Genomic DNA, 19,390 nt, shown 5'->3' with positions numbered 1-19,390 from the left:
GAAGATGCCTCGCAGTCTTAAGAAGGGCCCCTTCGTCGACGAGCACCTGCTTCGCAAGGTGGTCGTGCAGAACGAAGCCGGCACCAAGAACGTCATCAAGACCTGGTCCCGCCGGTCCATGATCATCCCGGCCATGCTGGGTCACACGATCGCGGTCCACGACGGACGCAAGCACATTCCTGTGTTCGTCTCCGAGACCATGGTCGGTCACAAGCTGGGCGAGTTCGCGCCCACCCGCACCTTCCGCGGCCACGAGAAGGACGACAAGAAGGGGCGGCGCCGCTAATGGTCGAATCGATCGCACGCGTGAAGCACATCCGCGTGACCCCGCAGAAGGCTCGTCGTGTCGTCGCGCTCATCAAGGGCAAGCAGGCCCAGGAAGCTCTCGCGATCCTCAAGTTCGCACAGCAGAGCGCCAGTGAGCCGATCTACAAGCTTGTCGCGTCGGCCATGGCCAACGCACAGGTGAAGGCGGATCGCGACGGCGAGTACCTCGACGAGCAGGACCTGTACGTGGCCAACGCGTACGTCGACGAGGGCACGACGCTCAAGCGTTTCCAGCCCCGTGCACAGGGTCGCGCTTTCCAGATCAAGAAGCGCACGAGCCACATCACGGTCGTGCTCTCGACGCCGGAGGCGGCTGCGCCCGCTGCCGGTGACAGCAACAAGAAGGCGAGCAAGTAATGGGACAGAAGGTAAACCCGTACGGCTTCCGTCTCGGCATCACCACGGACCACGTGTCGCGCTGGTTCTCGGACTCGACGAAGCCGGGTCAGCGTTACGCCGACTACGTCGCCGAGGACATCAAGATCCGCAACCTGCTGAAGACGCAGCTCGACCGCGCCGGTGTCTCGAACATCGAGATCGAGCGCACCCGTGACCGCGTCCGCGTCGACATCCACACCGCCCGTCCGGGCATCGTGATCGGTCGTCGTGGCGCCGAGGCCGAGCGCATCCGCGGCGACCTCGAGAAGCTCAGCGGCAAGCAGATCCAGCTGAACATCCTCGAGGTCAAGAACCCCGAGGCCGACGCTCAGCTGGTCGCACAGGGAATCGCCGAGCAGCTCTCCGCACGTGTGGCCTTCCGCCGCGCGATGCGCAAGGGCCTGCAGGGCGCCCAGCGCGCCGGTGCCAAGGGCATCCGCATCCAGGTCTCCGGCCGCCTCGGCGGCGCGGAGATGAGCCGGTCGGAGTTCTACCGCGAGGGTCGTGTGCCGCTGCACACGCTCCGTGCGAACATCGACTACGGCTTCTACGAGGCCAAGACCACCTTCGGCCGCATCGGCGTCAAGGTCTGGATCTACAAGGGCGACCTGACCGCGAAGGAGCTCGCTCGCGAGCAGGCCAACGCACCCAAGGCTCGTCGTGACGACCGTGGTGGCGACCGCCGCCGTGCCCCGCGCAACGAGGCACCTGTTGCAGAAGGAGCGTCTGCCTGATGCTTATTCCCCGTAAGGTCAAGTTCCGCAAGCAGCACCACCCGGGTCGCTCGGGTCAGGCCACCGGTGGCACGAAGGTCTCCTTCGGTGACTTCGGCATCCAGGCCCTCACGCCCGCTTACGTGACGAACCGTCAGATCGAGTCCGCTCGTATCGCGATGACCCGTCACATCAAGCGTGGTGGCAAGGTGTGGATCAACATCTACCCCGACCGTCCGCTCACGAAGAAGCCTGCCGAGACCCGCATGGGTTCCGGTAAGGGTTCCCCCGAGTGGTGGGTCGCCAACGTCAAGCCGGGTCGCGTCCTCTTCGAGGTCGCCGGTGTCGACGAGCAGCTCGCCCGTGAGGCACTCACGCGAGCCATTCACAAGCTGCCGCTGAAGGCACGCATCATCAAGCGCGAGGAGGGCGACGCGTAATGGCGATCGGCACCAAGGAGCTCGCTCCGGCAGAGCTCGACACGTTCGAAGACCAGCGCCTCGTTGAGGAGCTGCGCAAGGCCAAGGAGGAGCTGTTCAACCTCCGTTTCCAGTCGGCCACCGGCCAGCTGGAGAGCCACGGCCGCATCCGCGCCGTCAAGCGCGACATCGCGCGTCTCTACACCGTGATCCGCGAGCGCGAGCTGGGCATCCGTGCGACGCCCGCTCCGGTCGAGGCTCCGGCCAAGAAGGCGTCCAAGTCGAAGGCGAAGAAGGCGGATGCCGCCGACGACGCCGTGAAGGAAGAGGCTGAGTGATGGCCACCAAGAAGGAAGCCGCCGTCGAGGCTGAGCACGCTGCTCACGATGTGCGTGATGCGGATGCCCGTGGGTACCGCAAGTCGCGTCGTGGCTACGTCGTCAGCGACAAGATGGACAAGACCATCGTGGTCGAGGTCGAGGACCGCGTGAAGCACCCGCTTTACGGCAAGGTCATCCGCCGCACCTCGAAGGTCAAGGCGCACGATGAGGCGAACACCGCCGGCATCGGCGACCTGGTCCTGATCAACGAGACCCGCCCGCTCAGCGCCACGAAGCGCTGGCGTCTGGTGGAGATTCTGGAGAAGGCCAAGTGATTCAGCAGGAGTCCCGCCTCAAGGTCGCCGACAACACCGGCGCCAAGGAGCTGCTCACGATCCGCGTGCTCGGTGGCTCGAAGCGCCGCTACGCCGGCGTGGGCGACACCATCGTCGCGACGGTCAAGGACGCGATCCCGGGCGGCAACGTCAAGAAGGGCGACGTCGTCAAGGCGGTCATCGTCCGCACCGTCAAGTCCACGCGCCGTCCCGACGGCTCGTACATCAAGTTCGACGAGAACGCCGCCGTCATCCTGAAGAACGACGGGGAGCCCCGCGGCACCCGTATCTTCGGGCCGGTCGGCCGTGAGCTTCGTGACAAGAAGTTCATGAAGATCGTCTCGCTGGCGCCGGAGGTTATCTAAGTCATGGCGAAGATCAAGAAGGGTGACCTCGTTCAGGTCATCACGGGCGCCAAGCCCGAGCGCGGCGGAGACCGCGGCAAGCAGGGCAAGGTCCTCGAGATCCTTGCCGAGCGCAACCGCATCATCGTCGAGGGCGTGAACTACGTCACCAAGCACACCCGCGTCGGCCAGACGCAGCGTGGCACCAAGACCGGTGGCCTCGAGACCGTCGAGGCTCCCATCCACATCTCGAACGTCGCACTCGTCGACCCTTCGACCAAGAAGCCGACCAAGGTCGGCCACCGGGTCGAGGAGCAGACGAAGGACGGCGTGAAGCGCACCGTCCGCGTGCGGTTCGCGAAGAAGTCAGGTAAGGACCTCTGATGGCAACCACCGACGCCGCGGTGGCTGGCAAGATCCAGCCCCGCCTGAAGGCGAAGTACAACGCCGAGATCAAGAAGGCTCTGCAGGACGAGTTCGGCTACGCCAACGTCATGCAGATCCCCGGACTGGTCAAGGTCGTCGTGAACACCGGTGTCGGCGAGGCAGCTCGCGACAGCAAGGTGATCGACGGCGCGGTCGACGATCTCACCAAGATCACCGGCCAGAAGCCGATCGTCACGAAGGCCCGCAAGTCCATCGCGCAGTTCAAGCTGCGCGAGGGCCAGGCCATCGGCGCGCACGTCACCCTCCGCGGTGACCGCGCGTGGGAGTTCGTGGACCGCCTCGTCTCGCTCGCACTGCCCCGTATCCGCGACTTCCGCGGTCTCTCGGCCAAGCAGTTCGACGGCAACGGCAACTACACCTTCGGTCTCCAGGAGCAGAGCGTGTTCCACGAGATCGATCAGGACAAGATCGACCGGGTTCGCGGTTTCGACATCACCGTCGTCACCACCGCGAAGACGGATGACGAGGGTCGGGCACTGCTCCGCCACCTCGGCTTCCCGTTCCGCTCGGAAGACGCACAGGCGTAACACCCTCGACGGGCTCAGTGGTCATGTGTCACTGAGCCCGTCGATGTGTGCGTACAATTGAAGATTGCGTGTCATCGCAGGCCGTCTGTCGTGTAACGGCAGCCGGAACCTCATGAACAAAGGAAAACAACAATGACAATGACAGACCCGGTCGCAGATCTGCTGACCCGTCTGCGTAACGCGAACTCGGCGCACCACGATTCCGTGACCCTGCCGTCGAGCAAGCTCAAGACGCACATCGCCGAGATCCTCCAGCAGGAGGGTTACATCTCCGCTTGGGAGACCTCGGACGCCCGCGTGGGTCAGAACCTCACGCTGACGCTGAAGTACGGCCCGAACCGCGAGCGGTCGATCGCCGGCATCAAGCGCGTGTCGAAGCCCGGCCTCCGCGTCTACGCGAAGTCCACCGAGCTCCCGCGCGTCCTCGGCGGCCTCGGCGTGGCCATCCTGTCCACCTCCTCCGGTCTCCTCACCGACCGTCAGGCAGAGCAGAAGGGCGTGGGCGGAGAAGTTCTCGCCTACGTGTGGTAATTCGAAATGTCGCGTATTGGACGACTTCCCATCGACGTTCCCGCGGGCGTGACCGTTTCGGTCACCGGCCGCGAGGTCGCGGTGAAGGGCCCCAAGGGTGAACTCACCCTCATGGTGGCCAGCCCCATCGAGGTCGCGGTCGAGGAGAACCAGGTTCTGGTCACCCGTCCCGACGACGAGCGCGAGTCCCGGTCGCTTCACGGCCTGACCCGCACGCTCATCAACAACAACATCATCGGCGTGACCCAGGGCTACACCAAGGGTCTCGAGGTCGTCGGCACCGGTTACCGCGTCCAGCAGAAGGGCGGCTCGGTCGAGTTCGCTCTCGGCTTCTCGCACCCGGTCCTGATCGACCCGCCGGCGGGGATCACGCTCACGGTCGAGGGCACGAACAAGCTCACCGTCAGCGGTATCGACAAGCAGGCTGTCGGCGAGGCAGCTGCCAACATCCGCAAGATCCGTAAGCCGGAGCCCTACAAGGGCAAGGGCGTCCGCTACGCCGGCGAGAACGTGCGTCGCAAGGCCGGAAAGAGTGGTAAGTAACCATGGCTCTCAAGTCAAAGTCCGACGCCCGCGCGCGTCGTCACGCCCGCCTTCGCAAGAAGGTCGTCGGCACCGAGGTGCGTCCGCGCCTCGTCGTCAACCGTTCGGCCCGCCACGTCTTCGTGCAGCTGGTCGACGACAGCAAGGGTCACACCGTCGCGTCGGCATCGACGCTCGAGACCGACCTGCGCGGCTTCGAGGGTGACAAGACCGCCAAGGCCCGCAAGGTCGGCGAGCTCGTCGCCGAGCGCGCGAAGGCCGCCGGCGTTTCCGAGGCAGTGTTCGACCGTGGCGGTAACCGCTACGCCGGTCGTGTCGCCGCCATCGCCGATGGCGCCCGCGAAGGGGGTCTGGCACTGTGAGTGACAACAAGGAGAACGAAGTGACCGAAGCGGCTGCTGCCACTTCCGAGACGGCCGCCGGCACCACGCAGGCAGAGCCGACTCGCGACCAGCGCGACGGTCGTCGCGGTGGCCGCGGTGACCGCAACCAGGGTGGCCGCGACCGCAACTCGCGCGACCGTGGTGACAACCAGTTCCTGGAGCGCGTCGTCACCATCAACCGCGTCTCGAAGGTCGTGAAGGGTGGTCGTCGCTTCAGCTTCACCGCTCTCGTGGTCGTCGGTGACGGCAACGGTCTGGTGGGCGTCGGCTACGGCAAGGCCCGTGAGGTCCCTCTGGCGATCTCGAAGGGTGTCGAAGAGGCCAAGCGCAACTTCTTCCGCGTTCCGCGCGTCGGCAGCACCATCCCGCACCCCGTGCAGGGTGAGGCTGCGGCCGGTGTCGTGCTGCTGCGTCCGGCTGCCGCCGGTACCGGAGTTATCGCCGGTGGTCCCGTCCGCGCCGTGCTCGAGTGCGCCGGCATCCACGACGTCCTGTCGAAGTCGCTCGGTTCGTCGAACACGATCAACATCGTGCACGCGACCGTCGCCGCCCTGAAGCAGCTCGAGGAGCCCCGTGCGGTCGCCGCGCGTCGTGGCCTCGAGTTCGACCAGGTGGCACCGGCGCGTCTTGTCCGCGCCGAGGCCGAGGCCATCGCCGCACAGAAGGTAGGTGCCTGATGGCCGCCCGGCTCAAGGTCACGCAGATCAAGTCCAAGGTGAGCGAGAAGCAGAACCAGCGCGACACGCTGCGCAGCCTCGGTCTCAAGCGGATCGGTGACACCACCGTCCGCCCCGACGACGCGCAGACGCGCGGTTACGTCAAGACCGTCGCACACCTCGTCAAGGTTGAGGAGATCGACTAATGGCTGAGAAGAACGAGGCCGTCGAGGCCGAGAAGGCCACGAAGAAGGCTGCTGCCCCCAAGGCCGCCGCCGAGAAGAAGCCCGCCGCGAAGAAGGCTCCGGCCAAGACCGCTGCGGACGACGCCAAGGCGGAGGCTACCGCCAAGAAGCCGGCTGCCAAGAAGGCTGCGCCGAAGGCGGATGCTCCGGCATCGCGTCCCGGCGTGCTGAAGGTGCACCACCTGCGTCCCGTCCCCGGATCCAACACCGCCAAGACTCGCGTCGGCCGTGGTGAGGGCTCGAAGGGTAAGACCGCCGGTCGTGGAACCAAGGGCACCAAGGCTCGCAACACCGTTCGCGTCGGTTTCGAGGGTGGGCAGATGCCGCTGCACATGCGCACCCCGAAGCTGCGCGGGTTCAAGAACCCGTTCCGCGTCGAGTACCAGGTCGTGAACCTGGAGAAGCTCGCGGAGCTCTACCCCCAGGGTGGAGACGTCACCATCAGCGACCTGGTCGCCAAGGGTGCGGTTCGGAAGAACGAGAAGGTCAAGGTTCTGGGCAACGGCGACATCGCCGTGAAGCTCACCGTCGCGGTCGACAAGGTCTCGGGTTCTGCCGAGCAGAAGATCGTGGCTGCGGGCGGTTCCGTCAAGTAACCACAGCAGGGAAGGGGTCGGAGATTCTCCGGCCCCTTCTGTGCACATGGATGCCGAGAACCGCGTTTAGGTTACTCTGGTCTTTCAGCCGCCCATCGGTCGCGGCAACCCCTTTCAGGAGGCACGTTCTTGTTTAGCGCCATCGCGCGGATCTTCCGCACTCCCGACCTGCGTCGGAAGATCGGTTTCACCCTGGCCATCATCGCCATCTACCGACTCGGCTCCAACGTTCCCGCTCCGTTCGTGAACTTCCCGAACGTCGAGGAGTGCCTCGCAGCCAACAACGGGACCGAGGGTCTTCTCGGTCTGGTCAACCTCTTCTCGGGTGGCGCACTCCTGCAGCTGTCGATCTTCGCGCTGGGTGTCATGCCCTACATCACCGCGACGATCATCACGCAGCTCCTGCGAGTGGTCATCCCGCACTTCGAGGCGCTGCACAAGGAAGGCCAGGCCGGCCAGGCCCGCCTCACCCAGTACACGCGTTACCTCACCATCGCCCTCGCGCTGCTGCAGTCGACGACTCTCGTCACCGTCGCGCGCAGCGGCCAGCTGTTCGGCACGACCGATCTCGCGGCCTGCCAGAACCTGCTCACGAACGACGTCTGGTGGGCACAGCTGCTCATCATCATGGCGATGACCGCCGGTACCGGCCTCATCATGTGGTTCGCCGAGCTGGTCACCGAGCGCGGCGTCGGCAACGGCATGTCGCTCCTCATCTTCACCTCGATCGCCGCGACCTTCCCCGGCGCGATGAGCCTCATCTGGCAGACGAAGGGCTTCGAGGTCTTCCTGCTCGTGCTGCTCGTCGGAATCATCGTCATGGGTCTCGTCGTGTTCGTCGAGCAGTCGCAGCGGCGCATCCCGGTGCAGTACGCCAAGCGGATGGTCGGACGCCGTACCTACGGCGGCACGAACACCTACATCCCGATCAAGGTCAACATGGCGGGTGTGATCCCGGTCATCTTCGCCTCGTCGCTGCTGTACATCCCCGCGCTCATCGCGCAGTTCAACACCCCGCAGGACGGCTCGACGCCCGCCGCGTGGGTCACCTGGATCAGCACGTACTTCACCACGGGCAACCACCCGATCTACATGGCGGCGTACTTCCTGCTCATCATCGGCTTCACCTACTTCTACGTCGCGATCACGTTCAACCCGGTCGAGGTCGCCGACAACATGAAGAAGTACGGCGGTTTCATCCCCGGCATCCGCGCGGGTCGTCCGACCGCCGAGTACCTCGACTACGTCCTGACGCGCATCACGCTGCCGGGCTCGATCTACCTGGGTCTGATCGCCCTCATCCCGCTGATCGCCCTGGCGACGGTCGGTGCCAACCAGAACTTCCCGTTCGGTGGCGCGTCGATTCTCATCATCGTCGGTGTGGGTCTCGAGACGGTCAAGCAGATCGACGCCCAGCTGCAGCAGCGTCACTACGAAGGGCTCCTCCGATGACGGCATCCGCACGTCTCCTGATCGTCGGCCCGCAGGGCTCCGGCAAGGGCACGCAGGGTGTGCGCATCGCCGAGACCTTCGGCATCCCCGTCGTCTCGACGGGCGACATCTTCCGCGCCAATATCAAGGGCGGCACGGAACTCGGACAGAAGGTGACCGCGATCCTCGACCGCGGCGACCTGGTCCCCGACGAGCTGACGGGCGAGATCGTGCGCGATCGTCTGGCGCAGGACGACGCCGCGAACGGCTTCCTCCTCGACGGGTATCCCCGCAACACGGCTCAGGTCGGCCACCTCGAGGAGTTCCTCGCGGGACGTGGCGAGTCTCTCGACGCCGTGATCCTCCTCGACGTGCCGCGCGACGAGAGCATCTCGCGTCTGAGTCTCCGTGCGATCGAGCAGGGGCGCTCCGACGACACCGAAGAGGCGATCGCCCACCGGCTCGACATCTACGAGCGAGAGACCGCCCCGATCATCGACGTCTACAGCGAGAAGGGCATCGTCGACCGTATCGACGGCGTCGGCTCGCTCGACGAGATCACGGAGCGCATCGTCGCCGCGCTCGACGCACGCGGTCTGCGCGTCGCCGTCTGAGCGGCTCCGAGATGTTCCGCCGGTCGATCTACAAGACCCCGGCCCAGCTCCGATCGATGGTCGAGCCCGGGCTGATCACGGCGGCGGCGCTCGACGCCGTCCGTCCGCTGATCCGCCCCGGGGTGACGACGCTCGAGCTCGACGCCGAGGCGAATCGCGTGATCCTCGCTCGCGGCGCGGAATCGAACTTCCAGCTCGTGCGCGGTTACCACCACACGATCTGCGTCTCGGTCAACGAGCAGGTCGTGCACGGCATCCCCGGCGATCTGGTGCTGCAGCCCGGCGACATCGTCTCGGTCGACTGCGGTGCGCAGTACCAGGGGTGGAACGGCGACAGTGCGATCACCGTCGTCGTCCCCGATGAGACGCGACCGGACGTCGTCGCGAATCGCGAGGAGCTCTCGCGCGTGACGGAAGGGTCCATGTGGGCCGGCATCGCCGCGATGGCGACCGCCTCGCATCTCGGTGACCTGGGCGCCGCGATCCAGGGGTACATCGAGGCCCAGGGCCCCTCCGCCGTGTCGGGGGAGACCTACGGCATCCTGCGCGAGTACGTCGGCCATGGCATCGGCCGCAAGATGCACGAGGCGCCGAGCGTCTTCAACTACCGCACGCCCGACCCCGGAGCCGAGGTGAAGCCGGGCCTCGTGCTCGCGATCGAGCCGATGGTGACCGCGGGCGGCGAGGAGACGTTCATCGAGGACGACGACTGGACCGTCTCGACCGTCGACGGCTCGGACGGCTCGCACTGGGAGCACAGCGTCGCCGTGCATGAGAACGGGCTCTGGGTGCTCACCGCCCCCGACGGCGGCGCAGCGGGCCTCGCGCCCTTCGGCGTGACGCCGGTTCCCGTCGCCTGACGCTCCAGAGCATCTCGTCTCATCGGCTGCCCCCGGCATCCGTTACGCAAGCGTGAACTGCAGGCAAGGTTCGCCTCACACGAACCCCATAGGCTGATGCAGGAAGATCACAGGGTACTTGCGTCCGCAATAACTGCGGCGAGACCGAGAGAAACGGAAGACAATGGCAGCGGCGAAGAGCAACACCAACTGGTTCGCGATCGGGGTGTCCGCAGCAGTCGTCGTCGTGCTGGTCGTCCTCGGCGGGCTCGTGGTGTTCCTGAACAACCAGGCCACGGCCCCCGGCGTCGCCCCCGAGGGTGGCAACGTCAACCAGGAGACCGGCGCGATCAGCTTCGGTGGCGGCGATGACGAGGTCGACGTCTTCGTCGACTTCATGTGCCCCATCTGCGGCGACTTCGAAGACGCGTACGGCGAGCAGCTCCAGTCCGCCGCCGCGAGCGATGACATCACGCTGAACATCCACCCGATCTCGATCCTCGACCGGTACTCGCAGAACACGAAGTACTCGACCCGTGCCGCGGGCGCCGCGTACTGCGTCGCCGAGAACGCGCCGGACTCGTTCCTCGACTTCTTCAACTTCATGTTCACCAACCAGCCGCAGGAGAACACCGCCGGCTACACCGACGAAGAGCTCGCGTCCTACGCCGAGCAGGTCGGGGCGGGTGCGGCAGCCGACTGCATCGCGGACGGCACCTACATGAACTTCGTTCGCGACCAGACCAACCAGCACGAGATCCAGGGCACGCCCACCGTCGAGATCAACGGTGAGCGCATCGAGAACGCCGACATCCAGTCGCGCTTCGCGCAGATCCTGCCCTGAGCGGATCCGCATCACGACGAGGGCGGTCCTGTCGCGGGGCCGCCCTCGTGGCGTGCACGGCGGGCGACGCGCGGATGCTTCCGGCTCAGGTTGCCGGATGCCCCCGCGTCGTCTAACATAGATCTTTGGTGCCTTGCGCACTGATTCGGCGTGTCCGTCGGCGCAGCACCAACAAACCAATCACCCACCGCAGATCGACCGGTCTGCAGAAGCGTCAGCGAGGCTATGGCTAAGAAAGACGGTGTCATCGAGATCGAGGGCGTGATCTCCGAGGCTCTTCCCAACGCGATGTTCCGCGTTGAGCTCAGCAACGGACACAAGGTCCTGGCAACGATCTCCGGCAAGATGCGGCAGAACTACATCCGTATCATCCCCGAGGACCGCGTGGTCGTGGAGCTCAGCCCCTACGACCTCACCCGCGGCCGTATCGTCTACCGCTACCGCTGATCGGTCGAGAAGTAACGGCCTGCCCCGCAGCGGGGCGGTACGAAGACAGCGAACAGGAAACATCATGAAGGTCAACCCCAGCGTCAAGCCCATCTGCGATCACTGCAAGGTGATCCGCCGCCACGGCCGCGTCATGGTGATCTGCAAGAGCAACCCGCGCCACAAGCAGCGCCAGGGCTGATCACTCTTCTGATCTGACACAACTGAATACACGAACGGCAGGATCAGATCCCACGCGAGTGGGGGACACCTCGGGGCGGAGGCCCGGGCACCGATCCTGTTCCACACCTCCACAACACCCAGGAGAACCGCATGGCACGTCTTGCCGGCGTTGACATCCCGCGCGACAAGCGCGTGGTGATCGCCCTTACCTACATCTACGGCGTCGGCCGTACCCGCTCGGTCGAGATCCTCAAGGCGACCGACATCGATGAGAGCATCCGCGTGAAGGACCTCAGCGACGACCAGCTGATCGCCCTCCGCGACCACATCGAAGGCAACTACAAGGTGGAGGGTGACCTCCGCCGTGAGGTCGCCGCAGACATCCGCCGCAAGGTCGAGATCGGCTCCTACGAGGGCATCCGCCACCGTCGTGGTCTCCCGGTCCGCGGTCAGCGCACCAAGACCAACGCCCGTACCCGCAAGGGCCCGAAGCGCACCGTCGCCGGCAAGAAGAAGGCCCGCTAAGCGCGGCCCCAGGGACTAGGAGAACACTTTCATGGCTGCACCCAAGGCCGCCGCGCGCAAGCCGCGCCGCAAGGAAAAGAAGAACATCGCGCTGGGCCAGGCCCACATCAAGTCGACGTTCAACAACACGATCGTCTCGATCACCGACCCGTCCGGCGCCGTCATCGCGTGGGCATCGTCGGGTGGCGTGGGCTTCAAGGGCTCGCGCAAGTCGACCCCGTACGCCGCCGGCATGGCAGCCGAGTCGGCTGCCCGCCAGGCCGCCGAGCACGGCGTCAAGAAGGTCGACGTCCTCGTGAAGGGTCCGGGCTCCGGCCGCGAGACCGCGATCCGCTCGCTCCAGGCCGCCGGCCTCGAGGTGGGCTCGATCCAGGACGTCACCCCGCAGGCGCACAACGGATGCCGCCCGCCGAAGCGTCGCCGCGTCTGATCCGGCTCGCGAGCCGCTCGCCCCGTCCCGTTCTCTGAGCGGTCGGGGCCGAGCGGCTCGCCCGCCCGTTCGCGGGCATCGACTTCCACAACTCAAGACCTCACCCACCACATGTCATATAGCGGTCATGTGATCGAAAGGAACACAGAGTGCTCATTGCACAGCGTCCCACACTCACCGAGGAAAAGATCGTCGAGAACCGGAGCCGGTTCATCATCGAGCCTCTGGAGCCCGGCTTCGGATACACGATCGGCAACGCGCTGCGTCGCAGCCTGCTGTCGTCGATCCCCGGTGCCGCTGTCACCAGCGTCCGTCTCGACGGCGTGCTGCACGAGTTCAGCACGATCCCCGGTGTGAAGGAGGATGTCACCGAGATCATCCTCAACATCAAGCAGCTGGTCGTCTCCTCCGAGCGCGACGAGCCCATCACCGCGTACCTGCGCAAGACCGGTGCGGGCGAAGTGACCGCCGCTGACATCTCGGCTCCGGCCGGTGTCGAGGTGCACAACCCCGAGCTCGTCATCGCGACGCTCAACGACACCGCGAAGTTCGAGCTCGAGCTCACGATCGAGCGTGGCCGTGGCTACGTCTCGGCGACGCAGAACCGCAACGAGTACGCCGAGGCCGGTCAGATCCCGATCGACTCGATCTACTCGCCGGTCCTCAAGGTGAGCTACCGCGTCGACGCGACCCGTGCCGGGGAGCGCACCGACTTCGACAAGCTCGTCCTGGACGTCGAGACGAAGAACTCGATCAGCCCCCGCGACGCCGTCGCTTCGGCTGCCAAGACGCTCACCGAGCTGTTCGGTCTCGCTCGCGAGCTGAACGTCGAGGCCGAGGGCATCGAGATCGGCCCGGCGCCGGTGGAGGCTGTGAACTCCAGCGAGCTGTCGATGCCGATCGAGGACCTCGACCTGTCGGTCCGCTCGTACAACTGCCTGAAGCGTGAGGGCATCAACACCGTTTCCGAGCTCGTCGCCCTGTCGGAGACGCAGCTCATGAACATCCGCAATTTCGGCCAGAAGTCGGTCGACGAGGTGCGCGACAAGCTCATCTCGCTCGGTCTGTCGCTCAAGGATTCGGTGCCCGGTTTCGACGGCGCCCACTTCTACGGCGGCAGCGAAGACGAGTCCTTCTGATACCCGACCTTTCTGACCAGGAGTTAGACGATTATGCCCAAGCCCACTAAGGGTCCCCGCCTCGGAGGCGGCCCCGCCCACGAGCGCCTGCTGCTTGCCAACCTCGCCGCTGCGCTGTACACCCACAAGTCGATCAAGACGACCGAGACGAAGGCCAAGCGCCTGCGTCCGCTCGCCGAGCGTCTCATCACCTTCGCCAAGCGCGGAGACCTGCACGCACGCCGTCGCGTGCTCTCGGTCATCGGTGACAAGGAAGTCGTGCACACGCTCTTCACCGAGATCGCTCCGCTGGTCGCTGACCGCGAGGGTGGCTACACGCGCATCACCAAGGTCGGCAACCGCAAGGGCGACAACGCTCCCATGGCCGTGATCGAGCTCGTCCTCGAGCCCGTCACGCCGAAGGCGAAGTCGACCAAGAAGGCCGCTGCCGCCCCCCAGGCGGAGAAGCCGGTCGAGGAGGCTCCCGCCGAGGAGACCGCCGAGGTCGTCGAGGAGGCTCCCGCCGAGGAGGCTCCCGCCGCCGAAGACACCACCGAGGCGCCTGCCGCCGAGGAGAAGTCCGAGTAATCACTCGACTCGAGAGAAGCCCGTCACCTCTGAGGTGGCGGGCTTCTTCGCGTGTACGGCGGACGGCATGAAAGGATTCCGTCATGCGAACGGACGCCTGGCACTCGCGAGCGGCGGTGGGACGCTTCGTGCTCTCGTCGCCGGTGCAGACCTTCATCATCGTCGTCATCCTTGTCAACGCCGTGATCCTCGGGTTGGAGACCTCCCCGGCGGTGACGGAGTCGTTCGGCGGGCTGCTGCACGTGCTCGACAAGATCTGCCTCGGCATCTTCCTGATCGAGATCGCGCTCAAGCTGTACGCCGAACGCCTGGGGTTCTTCCGCAACGCGTGGAACGTGTTCGACTTCCTGGTGATCGGCGTGGCCCTGATCCCGGGCGCCGACGGCTTCGCGGTGCTGCGGGCGTTGCGGGTGCTGCGGGTGCTGCGTCTGATCTCGGTGATCCCTTCGCTGCGTCGTGTCGTCGACGCGCTCGTGCGCGCGGTGCCCGGCATCGTCTCCATCGCGGCGCTGCTGGTGATCGTGTTCTACGTCGGTGCGGTGATGTCGACGATGCTGTTCGGGGCGCGCTTCCCCGAGTACTTCGGTGACATGGGGGCGTCGCTCTTCTCGCTCTTCCAGATCATGACGCTCGACTCCTGGAGCGCGATCGCGCGGACGGTGAGCGCCGAGATTCCCTGGGCGCCGGCGTTCTTCGTGCCCTTCGTGCTGATCAGCGCGCTGACGGTCCTCAACCTGTTCATCGCGGTGATCGTGGACGCGATGCAGGGCCTCGACGAGGACCGCGTCCGCAACGGCGAGGCCCCCGTCCACGAGGTGACCGTCGGCGGTCACGGCGAGGCCGCGGTGCTCGCCGAGCTGCGCGAGCTGCGCGCGCAGGTCGCGCAGCTGACGCAGAGCCTCGAGTCCGGCGCACGCCCCGCGCGGGAGTAGGCTGGCGGACGGTGCGGCCACGTCCAGGGCCGCGTGTGAAGGAGAGACGTGAACGACGCGGCCACGAGACCGTTCCGCGGACCGCGGGCCTATACGACGTTCATCGGGATCGGCCTGCTCGCCGGCCTCCTCTCCGGACTCTTCGGGGTCGGCGGCGGCACGGTGATCGTCCCGCTGCTGGTGCTGTTCCTGCACTTCGATCAGCGCCTCGCGGCCGGTACCTCGCTCGCCGCGATCGTCCCCACCGCGGCCGTCGGTGTGATCTCGTACGCCGCCTCGGGGTCCGTCGCATGGGTCCCCGCCCTGATCCTCGCCGCGGGCGCCGTCGTCGGCGCCCAGATCGGCACCCGCCTGCTGCCGCGCATCTCGCAGACCGCCCTGCGCTGGGGCTTCGTGGGTTTCCTCCTCGTCGTGATCGTGAGCCTCTTCCTCGTGATCCCCTCGCGGGATGCGCCCTTCGATCTCACCTGGATCTCGGGCATCGCGCTCGTCGTCGTCGGCGTGGGCACCGGTGTGCTCGCGGGCCTCATCGGCGTGGGCGGGGGTGTGATCGTCGTTCCGGTGCTCATGCTCGCCTTCGGCACGAGCGACCTGGTCGCCAAGGGAACGTCGCTCCTCATGATGATCCCCACCGCGGTCTCCGGCACGTTCGGCAACCTCCGCAACCGCAACGTCGATCTGCTCGCCGCCGCTCTCATCGGTGTCGCCGCCTGCACCACGACCGCGCTCGGCGCCTGGCTCGCGACGCTGATCGATCCCGGCACGGGCAACATCCTCTTCGCGGCATATCTCGTCGTGATCGCTGTGCAGATGGCGCTCAAGGCGATCCGGGGCCGCAAGAAGAAGGACTGACTGCACCGGCGGGCGGGGCGGCTGTCGGCGACCCTCGATAGGATCGAGGGGTGCCAGTGAACCCAGAACTGGTCGGCCGGGAGTTCCCGCCGACGCCCCCGTACCTCGTCGGTCGTGAGAAGGTGCGCGAGTTCGCCCGCGCCGTCTTCGCCGATGCTCCGCAGCACACCGACGTCGAGGCGGCCCGCGCGGCCGGCTTCGCGGACGTGGTCGCGCCCCCGACGTTCCCGATGGTCATCCAGGACCTCACGCTCCAGCAGCTCCTGGGCGCCGAGGATTCGGGCATCGTGCTGGCGCGCACGATCCACGCCGAGCAGCGCTTCTCGTACACGCGGCCGATCGTCGCGGGTGACGAGCTCAGCGCGCAACTGCGGGTCACCGGCATCCGCATGATGGCCGGCAACGCGCTCATCACGAGCGAGGCCGAGATCACGGATGCCGCAGGTGCCCATGTCGTGACCGCGACCAGCGTGCTGCTGGTCGGAGAGGGGGAGTGATGGCGTACTCGATCGGAGACGTGATCGCTGAGCGCACCGTGCACCTGACGCGCGAGTCGCTCGTCCGTTACGCCGGGGCCTCCGGCGACTTCAACCCCATCCACTACCGCGACGACGTCGCTGTCTCCGTCGGGCTGCCCGGCGTGCTCGCGCACGGCATGCTCACGATGGGCATCGCCTCGTCGGTGGTCGTCGCGGCCCTCGACCCGCAGACCCGCATCCTCGACTACGGCGTGCGCTTCACGAAGCCCGTCGTCGTCGACCCCGAGCACGGTGCCGACGTGCACGTGCTGGCCACGATCGGCGCCGTCGACGAGGCGTCCGCGCGCGTCGACCTCAAGGTCACCTTCGGCGAGGCCACTGTGCTCGTCAAGGCGCAGCTGCGCATCGCGGTCTGATGGGCGACGCCGAGGTGCACGAGATCACGCCGATCCCGCTTTCCGCGCTCACCACCATCGCCACGGGCGGTGCGCCCGAGCGGATGCTCGACGCCACGACCGCCGAGGGGCTCGTCAGTGCGCTCCGCGAGACGTGGTCGCGCGGCGATGAGTGGTTCGTGCTCGGCGGAGGCTCGAACCTCTTCGTCGGCGACGAGCAGTTCGAGGGCACCGTCATCCGGGTGCTCACCCGCGGCATCGACGAGCTGCCCTCGCCCCACGAGGGCCGCATCCGGCTGCGCGCCCAGGCGGGCCACGGGTGGGACGAACTCGTCGCGTACGCGGTCGAACACGGCTACGCCGGGCTCGAGGCGATGAGCGGCATCCCCGGCACCGTCGGGGCCGCTCCCGTGCAGAACATCGGGGCGTACGGGCAGGAGATCCAGGAGACCCTGGTCGAGGTCGAGCTGATCGACGCGGCGACCGGCGAGATCTCGACGGTCCCGGCCTCCGAGCTGGGCCTCGGGTTCCGCACCTCGGTGCTCAAGCACCACTACGGCAGCGAGCCCGAGCGGCGGGCCGTGATCCTGTCGATCACGGTCGATCTGCTGGTCGCGCGGGAGCGCATCGTGCGCGGTGAGCAGCTGCGCCGGGCGCTGACCCTCGGCGACGACGCCCCCGTGCCGCTGTCGTGGGTGCGCGAGCGCATCCTCGCCACGCGCGCCTCGAAGGGGATGCTGTGGGACCGGGTCGATCCCGATACGCACGGCGTCGGGTCGTTCTTCCAGAACGCGATCGTCACGGAGTCCGTCGCCCGCGCCCTCCCGCCGGAGTGTCCGCGCTGGCCGGTCTCACCCGATCTCGACACCGTCACCGTCATCCCGCTCGCGTCCTACGGAGGTCTGATCCCGGCACCGGCGCGTGAAGCGGCCGACGTCAAGGTCAGCGCCGCGTGGCTCATCGAGCAGGCCGGCATCCGCAAGGGGTTCAAGCTGCCGCGTTCGCGCGCCTCGGTGTCGACCAAGCACGCGCTCGCCCTCACGAACCGGGGCGGCGCGACCGCCGCGGAGGTCGCCGAGCTCGCGCGCTTCATCCAGAGCCGGGTGCACAGCGAGTTCGGTCTCGTGCTGCAGCCCGAGCCGGTTCTCGTCGGCGTCGAGCTCTAGGCCCGTCGTGCTCGACTGGTTGATCGCCGAGTGGCAGCAGGTGCTCGGTTTCGTGACCGGCGCGGTCTGCGTGCTCCTGGCGGGGCTCCGCAACGTGTGGACGTATCCGATCGGCATCGCCAACAACGTCGTGCTCTTCGTCGTCTTCCTCGGCGCGGGTGTCTACGCCGCCGCCGGTCTGCAGGCGGTCTACCTCGTGATGGGCGTGCACGGCTGGTGGCGGTGGACGCGGGGTGAGGAACAGAGTCGCACCTACATCGCGAGCACTCGGCGCCGGGCGGTGCCGTGGCTGGTGCTCGCGGGGATCGCCGGTGCCGCTGTGCTGGTGTGGGTGCTCACGTCGTTCACCGACTCGGAGGTCGCGGTCGCGGATGCGCTCACCACCTCGGCGAGCCTCGTCGCGCAGTACATGCTCAACCGCAAGTGGATCCAGAACTGGTTCGTCTGGATCGGTGTCGACGTCGTGATCATCGGCATCTCGATCGTCACCGGGCTGTGGGTCATCGCGGCGCTGTACCTGCTCTTCATCGGCCTGTGCGTGTTCGGCTTCACCTCGTGGCGCCGAGTGGCGGCCGACGAGCGGGAGCGCGAACGCGTCGAGGCGCCCGCGTGACGGCCGCCGCACCGCGCCGCGAGGGCCACGGGCTCGTGATCGGCAAGTTCTATCCGTTCCACAGCGGGCATTCGCACCTCATCCGCGAGGCCGAACGGCGCAGCGAGCGCGTCACCGTGCAGGTGCTCGGAGCATCCGTCGAATCGATCCCGCTCGAGACGCGCGCCGACTGGATCCGTGAATCGCACCCCGGCGCGCGGGTCGTGGCGGCGATGGACGACGCCCCGGTGGACTTCGGATCGGATGCCGCGTGGCGTGAGCACCTCACCGTGATCGAGTCGCTGCTCGACGGACCCGTCGACACCGTCTACTCGTGCGACGCGTACGGCGGAGAACTCGCGCAGCGCCTCGGTGCGCACTGGGTGCGCATCGACGAGGGCCGACGGATCAACCCGGTGTCGGGCACGGCGATCCGCGCCGACCCCGCGGCGCTCTGGCACGAGCTCGCGCCGGCCGTGCGGGCGTCGCTCACTCCCCGGGTCGTCGTTCTCGGCGCCGAGTCGACCGGGTCCACGACGCTCGCCGAGGCGCTGGCCGCGCACCTCGGCACGCTGTGGGTTCCCGAGTACGGGCGGGAGCACTCCGAAGTGCGCGAGGGCGGGCTCGAGGCGCCCTGGCGCAGCGACGAGTTCGACCTCATCGTCGACCGGCAGATCGCCCTCGAGGAGCGGGCGCTGCGCCGTGTGCCGCGCCCGGTGCTGGTGTGCGACACCGATGTGCTCGCGACCGCGCTCTGGCACGAGCGCTACGTCGGCACGGTCGCCGAGCGCCTGCACCGCGCCGCCGACGGCCACCGCCCCCTCCTCTACGTGCTCACGGGCGACGAGATCCCGTTCGAACAGGACGGCATGCGCGACGGCGAGCACATCCGCCACGACATGCAGCAGCGCTTCCGCGATGTCCTCGCCGCGCAGCCGGTGCCCTGGCTCGAGGTGCGCGGCGACGTGCCGGCGCGCGTGCAGGCCGCGGCATCCGCTCTCGAACCGCTGCTGGCCGCGCACCTCAGCTTCGCGATCCCGCTCGAGGCGCGCCCGATGGACGAGCAGCGCGCCCTGCAGCGCGCGGCCGCGCACGGGTCGGCTGCGTACGGCGCGGCTGCGCACGAGTCGGCAACGAACCGCGCGGACGCGCACGGTGCGGGCGGTCGGACCGGAGAGGGCGACGGGAGGCCCTGAGCCGCCGCCCGTAGGA

Annotated in this window: 32 protein-coding genes; all 32 read left to right on the top strand. The window is 67.2% G+C overall.

Annotated features, from left to right (window positions below):
• Positions 1-4 precede the first annotated feature (4 nt).
• The 32 genes from rpsS to KZC52_RS16140 all read left to right on the top strand — a co-directional run bounded on the left by rpsS (position 5) and on the right by KZC52_RS16140 (position 19,374).
• Positions 5-286, top strand: a complete 282-nt coding sequence (rpsS, locus tag KZC52_RS16295; protein ID WP_017201589.1) for a 30S ribosomal protein S19 — start codon at positions 5-7, stop codon at positions 284-286.
• Positions 286-684 (top strand): 50S ribosomal protein L22, encoded by a 399-nt coding sequence (gene rplV, locus KZC52_RS16290; RefSeq protein ID WP_247625177.1) that lies wholly within the window; start codon positions 286-288, stop codon positions 682-684. The genes rpsS and rplV overlap by 1 nt, the downstream gene beginning before the upstream one ends.
• Positions 684-1,439, top strand: a complete 756-nt coding sequence (rpsC, locus tag KZC52_RS16285; RefSeq protein WP_017201587.1) for a 30S ribosomal protein S3 — start codon at positions 684-686, stop codon at positions 1,437-1,439. The genes rplV and rpsC overlap by 1 nt, the downstream gene beginning before the upstream one ends.
• Positions 1,439-1,858, top strand: a complete 420-nt coding sequence (rplP, locus tag KZC52_RS16280; protein WP_247625176.1) for a 50S ribosomal protein L16 — start codon at positions 1,439-1,441, stop codon at positions 1,856-1,858. The genes rpsC and rplP overlap by 1 nt, the downstream gene beginning before the upstream one ends.
• Positions 1,858-2,175, top strand: a complete 318-nt coding sequence (gene rpmC / locus KZC52_RS17485) for a 50S ribosomal protein L29 (protein ID WP_050722500.1) — start codon at positions 1,858-1,860, stop codon at positions 2,173-2,175. Before rplP ends, rpmC begins: the two co-directional genes overlap by 1 nt.
• Positions 2,175-2,492 carry a 30S ribosomal protein S17 gene (rpsQ, locus tag KZC52_RS16270; protein ID WP_247625175.1) on the top strand — a complete coding sequence of 106 codons (318 nt, stop codon included), beginning with the start codon at positions 2,175-2,177 and terminating at the stop codon, positions 2,490-2,492. Before rpmC ends, rpsQ begins: the two co-directional genes overlap by 1 nt.
• Positions 2,489-2,857 carry a 50S ribosomal protein L14 gene (gene rplN / locus KZC52_RS16265; RefSeq protein ID WP_045253838.1) on the top strand — a complete coding sequence of 123 codons (369 nt, stop codon included), beginning with the start codon at positions 2,489-2,491 and terminating at the stop codon, positions 2,855-2,857. Before rpsQ ends, rplN begins: the two co-directional genes overlap by 4 nt.
• A gap of 3 nt (positions 2,858-2,860) precedes the next feature.
• Complete coding sequence (gene rplX / locus KZC52_RS16260) at positions 2,861-3,220, top strand: 50S ribosomal protein L24 (RefSeq protein ID WP_247625174.1); 360 nt, start codon at positions 2,861-2,863, stop codon at positions 3,218-3,220.
• On the top strand, positions 3,220-3,810 hold the full coding sequence (rplE, locus tag KZC52_RS16255; protein ID WP_247625173.1) for a 50S ribosomal protein L5: 591 nt from the start codon (positions 3,220-3,222) through the stop codon (positions 3,808-3,810). Before rplX ends, rplE begins: the two co-directional genes overlap by 1 nt.
• Before the next feature lie 132 nt (positions 3,811-3,942).
• Positions 3,943-4,341, top strand: coding sequence for a 30S ribosomal protein S8 (rpsH, locus tag KZC52_RS16250; protein WP_247625172.1), 399 nt, complete (start codon positions 3,943-3,945; stop codon positions 4,339-4,341).
• Between the two features lie 6 nt (positions 4,342-4,347).
• On the top strand, positions 4,348-4,884 hold the full coding sequence (gene rplF / locus KZC52_RS16245; protein WP_247625171.1) for a 50S ribosomal protein L6: 537 nt from the start codon (positions 4,348-4,350) through the stop codon (positions 4,882-4,884).
• Between the two features lie 2 nt (positions 4,885-4,886).
• The gene (gene rplR, locus KZC52_RS16240; RefSeq protein WP_247625170.1) at positions 4,887-5,246 is read left to right on the top strand and encodes a 50S ribosomal protein L18; all 360 of its coding nucleotides are present in this window, start codon (positions 4,887-4,889) and stop codon (positions 5,244-5,246) included.
• A gap of 20 nt (positions 5,247-5,266) precedes the next feature.
• The gene (gene rpsE / locus KZC52_RS16235) at positions 5,267-5,944 is read left to right on the top strand and encodes a 30S ribosomal protein S5 (protein ID WP_282185367.1); all 678 of its coding nucleotides are present in this window, start codon (positions 5,267-5,269) and stop codon (positions 5,942-5,944) included.
• Positions 5,944-6,129 (top strand): 50S ribosomal protein L30, encoded by a 186-nt coding sequence (gene rpmD, locus KZC52_RS16230; protein ID WP_017201575.1) that lies wholly within the window; start codon positions 5,944-5,946, stop codon positions 6,127-6,129. The genes rpsE and rpmD overlap by 1 nt, the downstream gene beginning before the upstream one ends.
• Positions 6,129-6,764 (top strand): 50S ribosomal protein L15, encoded by a 636-nt coding sequence (gene rplO / locus KZC52_RS16225; RefSeq protein ID WP_247625169.1) that lies wholly within the window; start codon positions 6,129-6,131, stop codon positions 6,762-6,764. Before rpmD ends, rplO begins: the two co-directional genes overlap by 1 nt.
• A gap of 129 nt (positions 6,765-6,893) precedes the next feature.
• Positions 6,894-8,216 carry a preprotein translocase subunit SecY gene (gene secY / locus KZC52_RS16220; protein ID WP_247625168.1) on the top strand — a complete coding sequence of 441 codons (1,323 nt, stop codon included), beginning with the start codon at positions 6,894-6,896 and terminating at the stop codon, positions 8,214-8,216.
• On the top strand, positions 8,213-8,809 hold the full coding sequence (locus tag KZC52_RS16215) for an adenylate kinase (RefSeq protein ID WP_247625167.1): 597 nt from the start codon (positions 8,213-8,215) through the stop codon (positions 8,807-8,809). Before secY ends, KZC52_RS16215 begins: the two co-directional genes overlap by 4 nt.
• Positions 8,810-8,820: 11 nt before the next feature.
• Positions 8,821-9,669: a type I methionyl aminopeptidase gene (gene map, locus KZC52_RS16210; protein WP_247625166.1), complete on the top strand. Its 849-nt coding sequence runs from the start codon at positions 8,821-8,823 to the stop codon at positions 9,667-9,669.
• Positions 9,670-9,832: 163 nt separating this feature from the next.
• Complete coding sequence (locus tag KZC52_RS16205) at positions 9,833-10,492, top strand: DsbA family protein (protein WP_247625165.1); 660 nt, start codon at positions 9,833-9,835, stop codon at positions 10,490-10,492.
• A 225-nt stretch (positions 10,493-10,717) separates the two neighbouring features.
• Positions 10,718-10,939, top strand: coding sequence for a translation initiation factor IF-1 (infA, locus tag KZC52_RS16200; protein WP_017201569.1), 222 nt, complete (start codon positions 10,718-10,720; stop codon positions 10,937-10,939).
• Between the two features lie 64 nt (positions 10,940-11,003).
• The gene (gene rpmJ / locus KZC52_RS16195; protein ID WP_005050492.1) at positions 11,004-11,120 is read left to right on the top strand and encodes a 50S ribosomal protein L36; all 117 of its coding nucleotides are present in this window, start codon (positions 11,004-11,006) and stop codon (positions 11,118-11,120) included.
• A 131-nt stretch (positions 11,121-11,251) separates the two neighbouring features.
• Positions 11,252-11,626, top strand: a complete 375-nt coding sequence (gene rpsM / locus KZC52_RS16190) for a 30S ribosomal protein S13 (protein ID WP_017201568.1) — start codon at positions 11,252-11,254, stop codon at positions 11,624-11,626.
• Positions 11,627-11,657: 31 nt separating this feature from the next.
• Positions 11,658-12,056 carry a 30S ribosomal protein S11 gene (gene rpsK, locus KZC52_RS16185; RefSeq protein ID WP_017829189.1) on the top strand — a complete coding sequence of 133 codons (399 nt, stop codon included), beginning with the start codon at positions 11,658-11,660 and terminating at the stop codon, positions 12,054-12,056.
• Between the two features lie 149 nt (positions 12,057-12,205).
• Entirely contained in the window at positions 12,206-13,195 is a 990-nt protein-coding gene (locus KZC52_RS16180) for a DNA-directed RNA polymerase subunit alpha (protein ID WP_247625164.1), read from the top strand.
• Positions 13,196-13,228: 33 nt separating this feature from the next.
• Entirely contained in the window at positions 13,229-13,762 is a 534-nt protein-coding gene (gene rplQ / locus KZC52_RS16175; protein WP_247625163.1) for a 50S ribosomal protein L17, read from the top strand.
• 83 nt (positions 13,763-13,845) lie between these two features.
• Entirely contained in the window at positions 13,846-14,694 is an 849-nt protein-coding gene (locus KZC52_RS16170; RefSeq protein WP_247625162.1) for an ion transporter, read from the top strand.
• Positions 14,695-14,742: 48 nt separating this feature from the next.
• Positions 14,743-15,546, top strand: coding sequence for a sulfite exporter TauE/SafE family protein (locus tag KZC52_RS16165; RefSeq protein ID WP_247625161.1), 804 nt, complete (start codon positions 14,743-14,745; stop codon positions 15,544-15,546).
• A gap of 50 nt (positions 15,547-15,596) precedes the next feature.
• A complete protein-coding gene (locus tag KZC52_RS16160) occupies positions 15,597-16,043 on the top strand; it encodes an FAS1-like dehydratase domain-containing protein (protein ID WP_247625160.1) in 447 nt (148 codons plus the stop codon).
• Positions 16,043-16,441 (top strand): MaoC/PaaZ C-terminal domain-containing protein, encoded by a 399-nt coding sequence (locus KZC52_RS16155; protein ID WP_247625159.1) that lies wholly within the window; start codon positions 16,043-16,045, stop codon positions 16,439-16,441. The genes KZC52_RS16160 and KZC52_RS16155 overlap by 1 nt, the downstream gene beginning before the upstream one ends.
• Before the next feature lie 14 nt (positions 16,442-16,455).
• Entirely contained in the window at positions 16,456-17,586 is a 1,131-nt protein-coding gene (locus KZC52_RS16150) for a UDP-N-acetylmuramate dehydrogenase (RefSeq protein ID WP_247625277.1), read from the top strand.
• 7 nt (positions 17,587-17,593) lie between these two features.
• The gene (pnuC, locus tag KZC52_RS16145; protein ID WP_247625158.1) at positions 17,594-18,199 is read left to right on the top strand and encodes a nicotinamide riboside transporter PnuC; all 606 of its coding nucleotides are present in this window, start codon (positions 17,594-17,596) and stop codon (positions 18,197-18,199) included.
• On the top strand, positions 18,196-19,374 hold the full coding sequence (locus KZC52_RS16140; protein WP_247625157.1) for an AAA family ATPase: 1,179 nt from the start codon (positions 18,196-18,198) through the stop codon (positions 19,372-19,374). Before pnuC ends, KZC52_RS16140 begins: the two co-directional genes overlap by 4 nt.
• The last annotated feature ends 16 nt before the right edge of the window (positions 19,375-19,390 follow it).

Origin of the sequence: Microbacterium galbinum (genome assembly GCF_023091225.1) — a bacterium.
Taxonomy (GTDB): Bacteria; Actinomycetota; Actinomycetes; order Actinomycetales; family Microbacteriaceae; genus Microbacterium; species Microbacterium galbinum.
Note: the sequence above shows the minus strand (reverse complement) of the source record. Positions and strands in the feature narration are given on the sequence as shown.

Coding starts and splice junctions, on each gene's coding strand:
- rpsS (WP_017201589.1), top strand. CDS start 5: ATGCCTCGCAGTCTTAAGAAGGGCCCCTTCGTCGACGAGCACCTGCTT.
- rplV (WP_247625177.1), top strand. CDS start 286: ATGGTCGAATCGATCGCACGCGTGAAGCACATCCGCGTGACCCCGCAG.
- rpsC (WP_017201587.1), top strand. CDS start 684: ATGGGACAGAAGGTAAACCCGTACGGCTTCCGTCTCGGCATCACCACG.
- rplP (WP_247625176.1), top strand. CDS start 1,439: ATGCTTATTCCCCGTAAGGTCAAGTTCCGCAAGCAGCACCACCCGGGT.
- rpmC (WP_050722500.1), top strand. CDS start 1,858: ATGGCGATCGGCACCAAGGAGCTCGCTCCGGCAGAGCTCGACACGTTC.
- rpsQ (WP_247625175.1), top strand. CDS start 2,175: ATGGCCACCAAGAAGGAAGCCGCCGTCGAGGCTGAGCACGCTGCTCAC.
- rplX (WP_247625174.1), top strand. CDS start 2,861: ATGGCGAAGATCAAGAAGGGTGACCTCGTTCAGGTCATCACGGGCGCC.
- rplE (WP_247625173.1), top strand. CDS start 3,220: ATGGCAACCACCGACGCCGCGGTGGCTGGCAAGATCCAGCCCCGCCTG.
- rpsH (WP_247625172.1), top strand. CDS start 3,943: ATGACAATGACAGACCCGGTCGCAGATCTGCTGACCCGTCTGCGTAAC.
- rplF (WP_247625171.1), top strand. CDS start 4,348: ATGTCGCGTATTGGACGACTTCCCATCGACGTTCCCGCGGGCGTGACC.
- rplR (WP_247625170.1), top strand. CDS start 4,887: ATGGCTCTCAAGTCAAAGTCCGACGCCCGCGCGCGTCGTCACGCCCGC.
- rpmD (WP_017201575.1), top strand. CDS start 5,944: ATGGCCGCCCGGCTCAAGGTCACGCAGATCAAGTCCAAGGTGAGCGAG.
- rplO (WP_247625169.1), top strand. CDS start 6,129: ATGGCTGAGAAGAACGAGGCCGTCGAGGCCGAGAAGGCCACGAAGAAG.
- KZC52_RS16215 (WP_247625167.1), top strand. CDS start 8,213: ATGACGGCATCCGCACGTCTCCTGATCGTCGGCCCGCAGGGCTCCGGC.
- map (WP_247625166.1), top strand. CDS start 8,821: ATGTTCCGCCGGTCGATCTACAAGACCCCGGCCCAGCTCCGATCGATG.
- KZC52_RS16205 (WP_247625165.1), top strand. CDS start 9,833: ATGGCAGCGGCGAAGAGCAACACCAACTGGTTCGCGATCGGGGTGTCC.
- infA (WP_017201569.1), top strand. CDS start 10,718: ATGGCTAAGAAAGACGGTGTCATCGAGATCGAGGGCGTGATCTCCGAG.
- rpmJ (WP_005050492.1), top strand. CDS start 11,004: ATGAAGGTCAACCCCAGCGTCAAGCCCATCTGCGATCACTGCAAGGTG.
- rpsM (WP_017201568.1), top strand. CDS start 11,252: ATGGCACGTCTTGCCGGCGTTGACATCCCGCGCGACAAGCGCGTGGTG.
- rpsK (WP_017829189.1), top strand. CDS start 11,658: ATGGCTGCACCCAAGGCCGCCGCGCGCAAGCCGCGCCGCAAGGAAAAG.
- rplQ (WP_247625163.1), top strand. CDS start 13,229: ATGCCCAAGCCCACTAAGGGTCCCCGCCTCGGAGGCGGCCCCGCCCAC.
- KZC52_RS16170 (WP_247625162.1), top strand. CDS start 13,846: ATGCGAACGGACGCCTGGCACTCGCGAGCGGCGGTGGGACGCTTCGTG.
- KZC52_RS16155 (WP_247625159.1), top strand. CDS start 16,043: ATGGCGTACTCGATCGGAGACGTGATCGCTGAGCGCACCGTGCACCTG.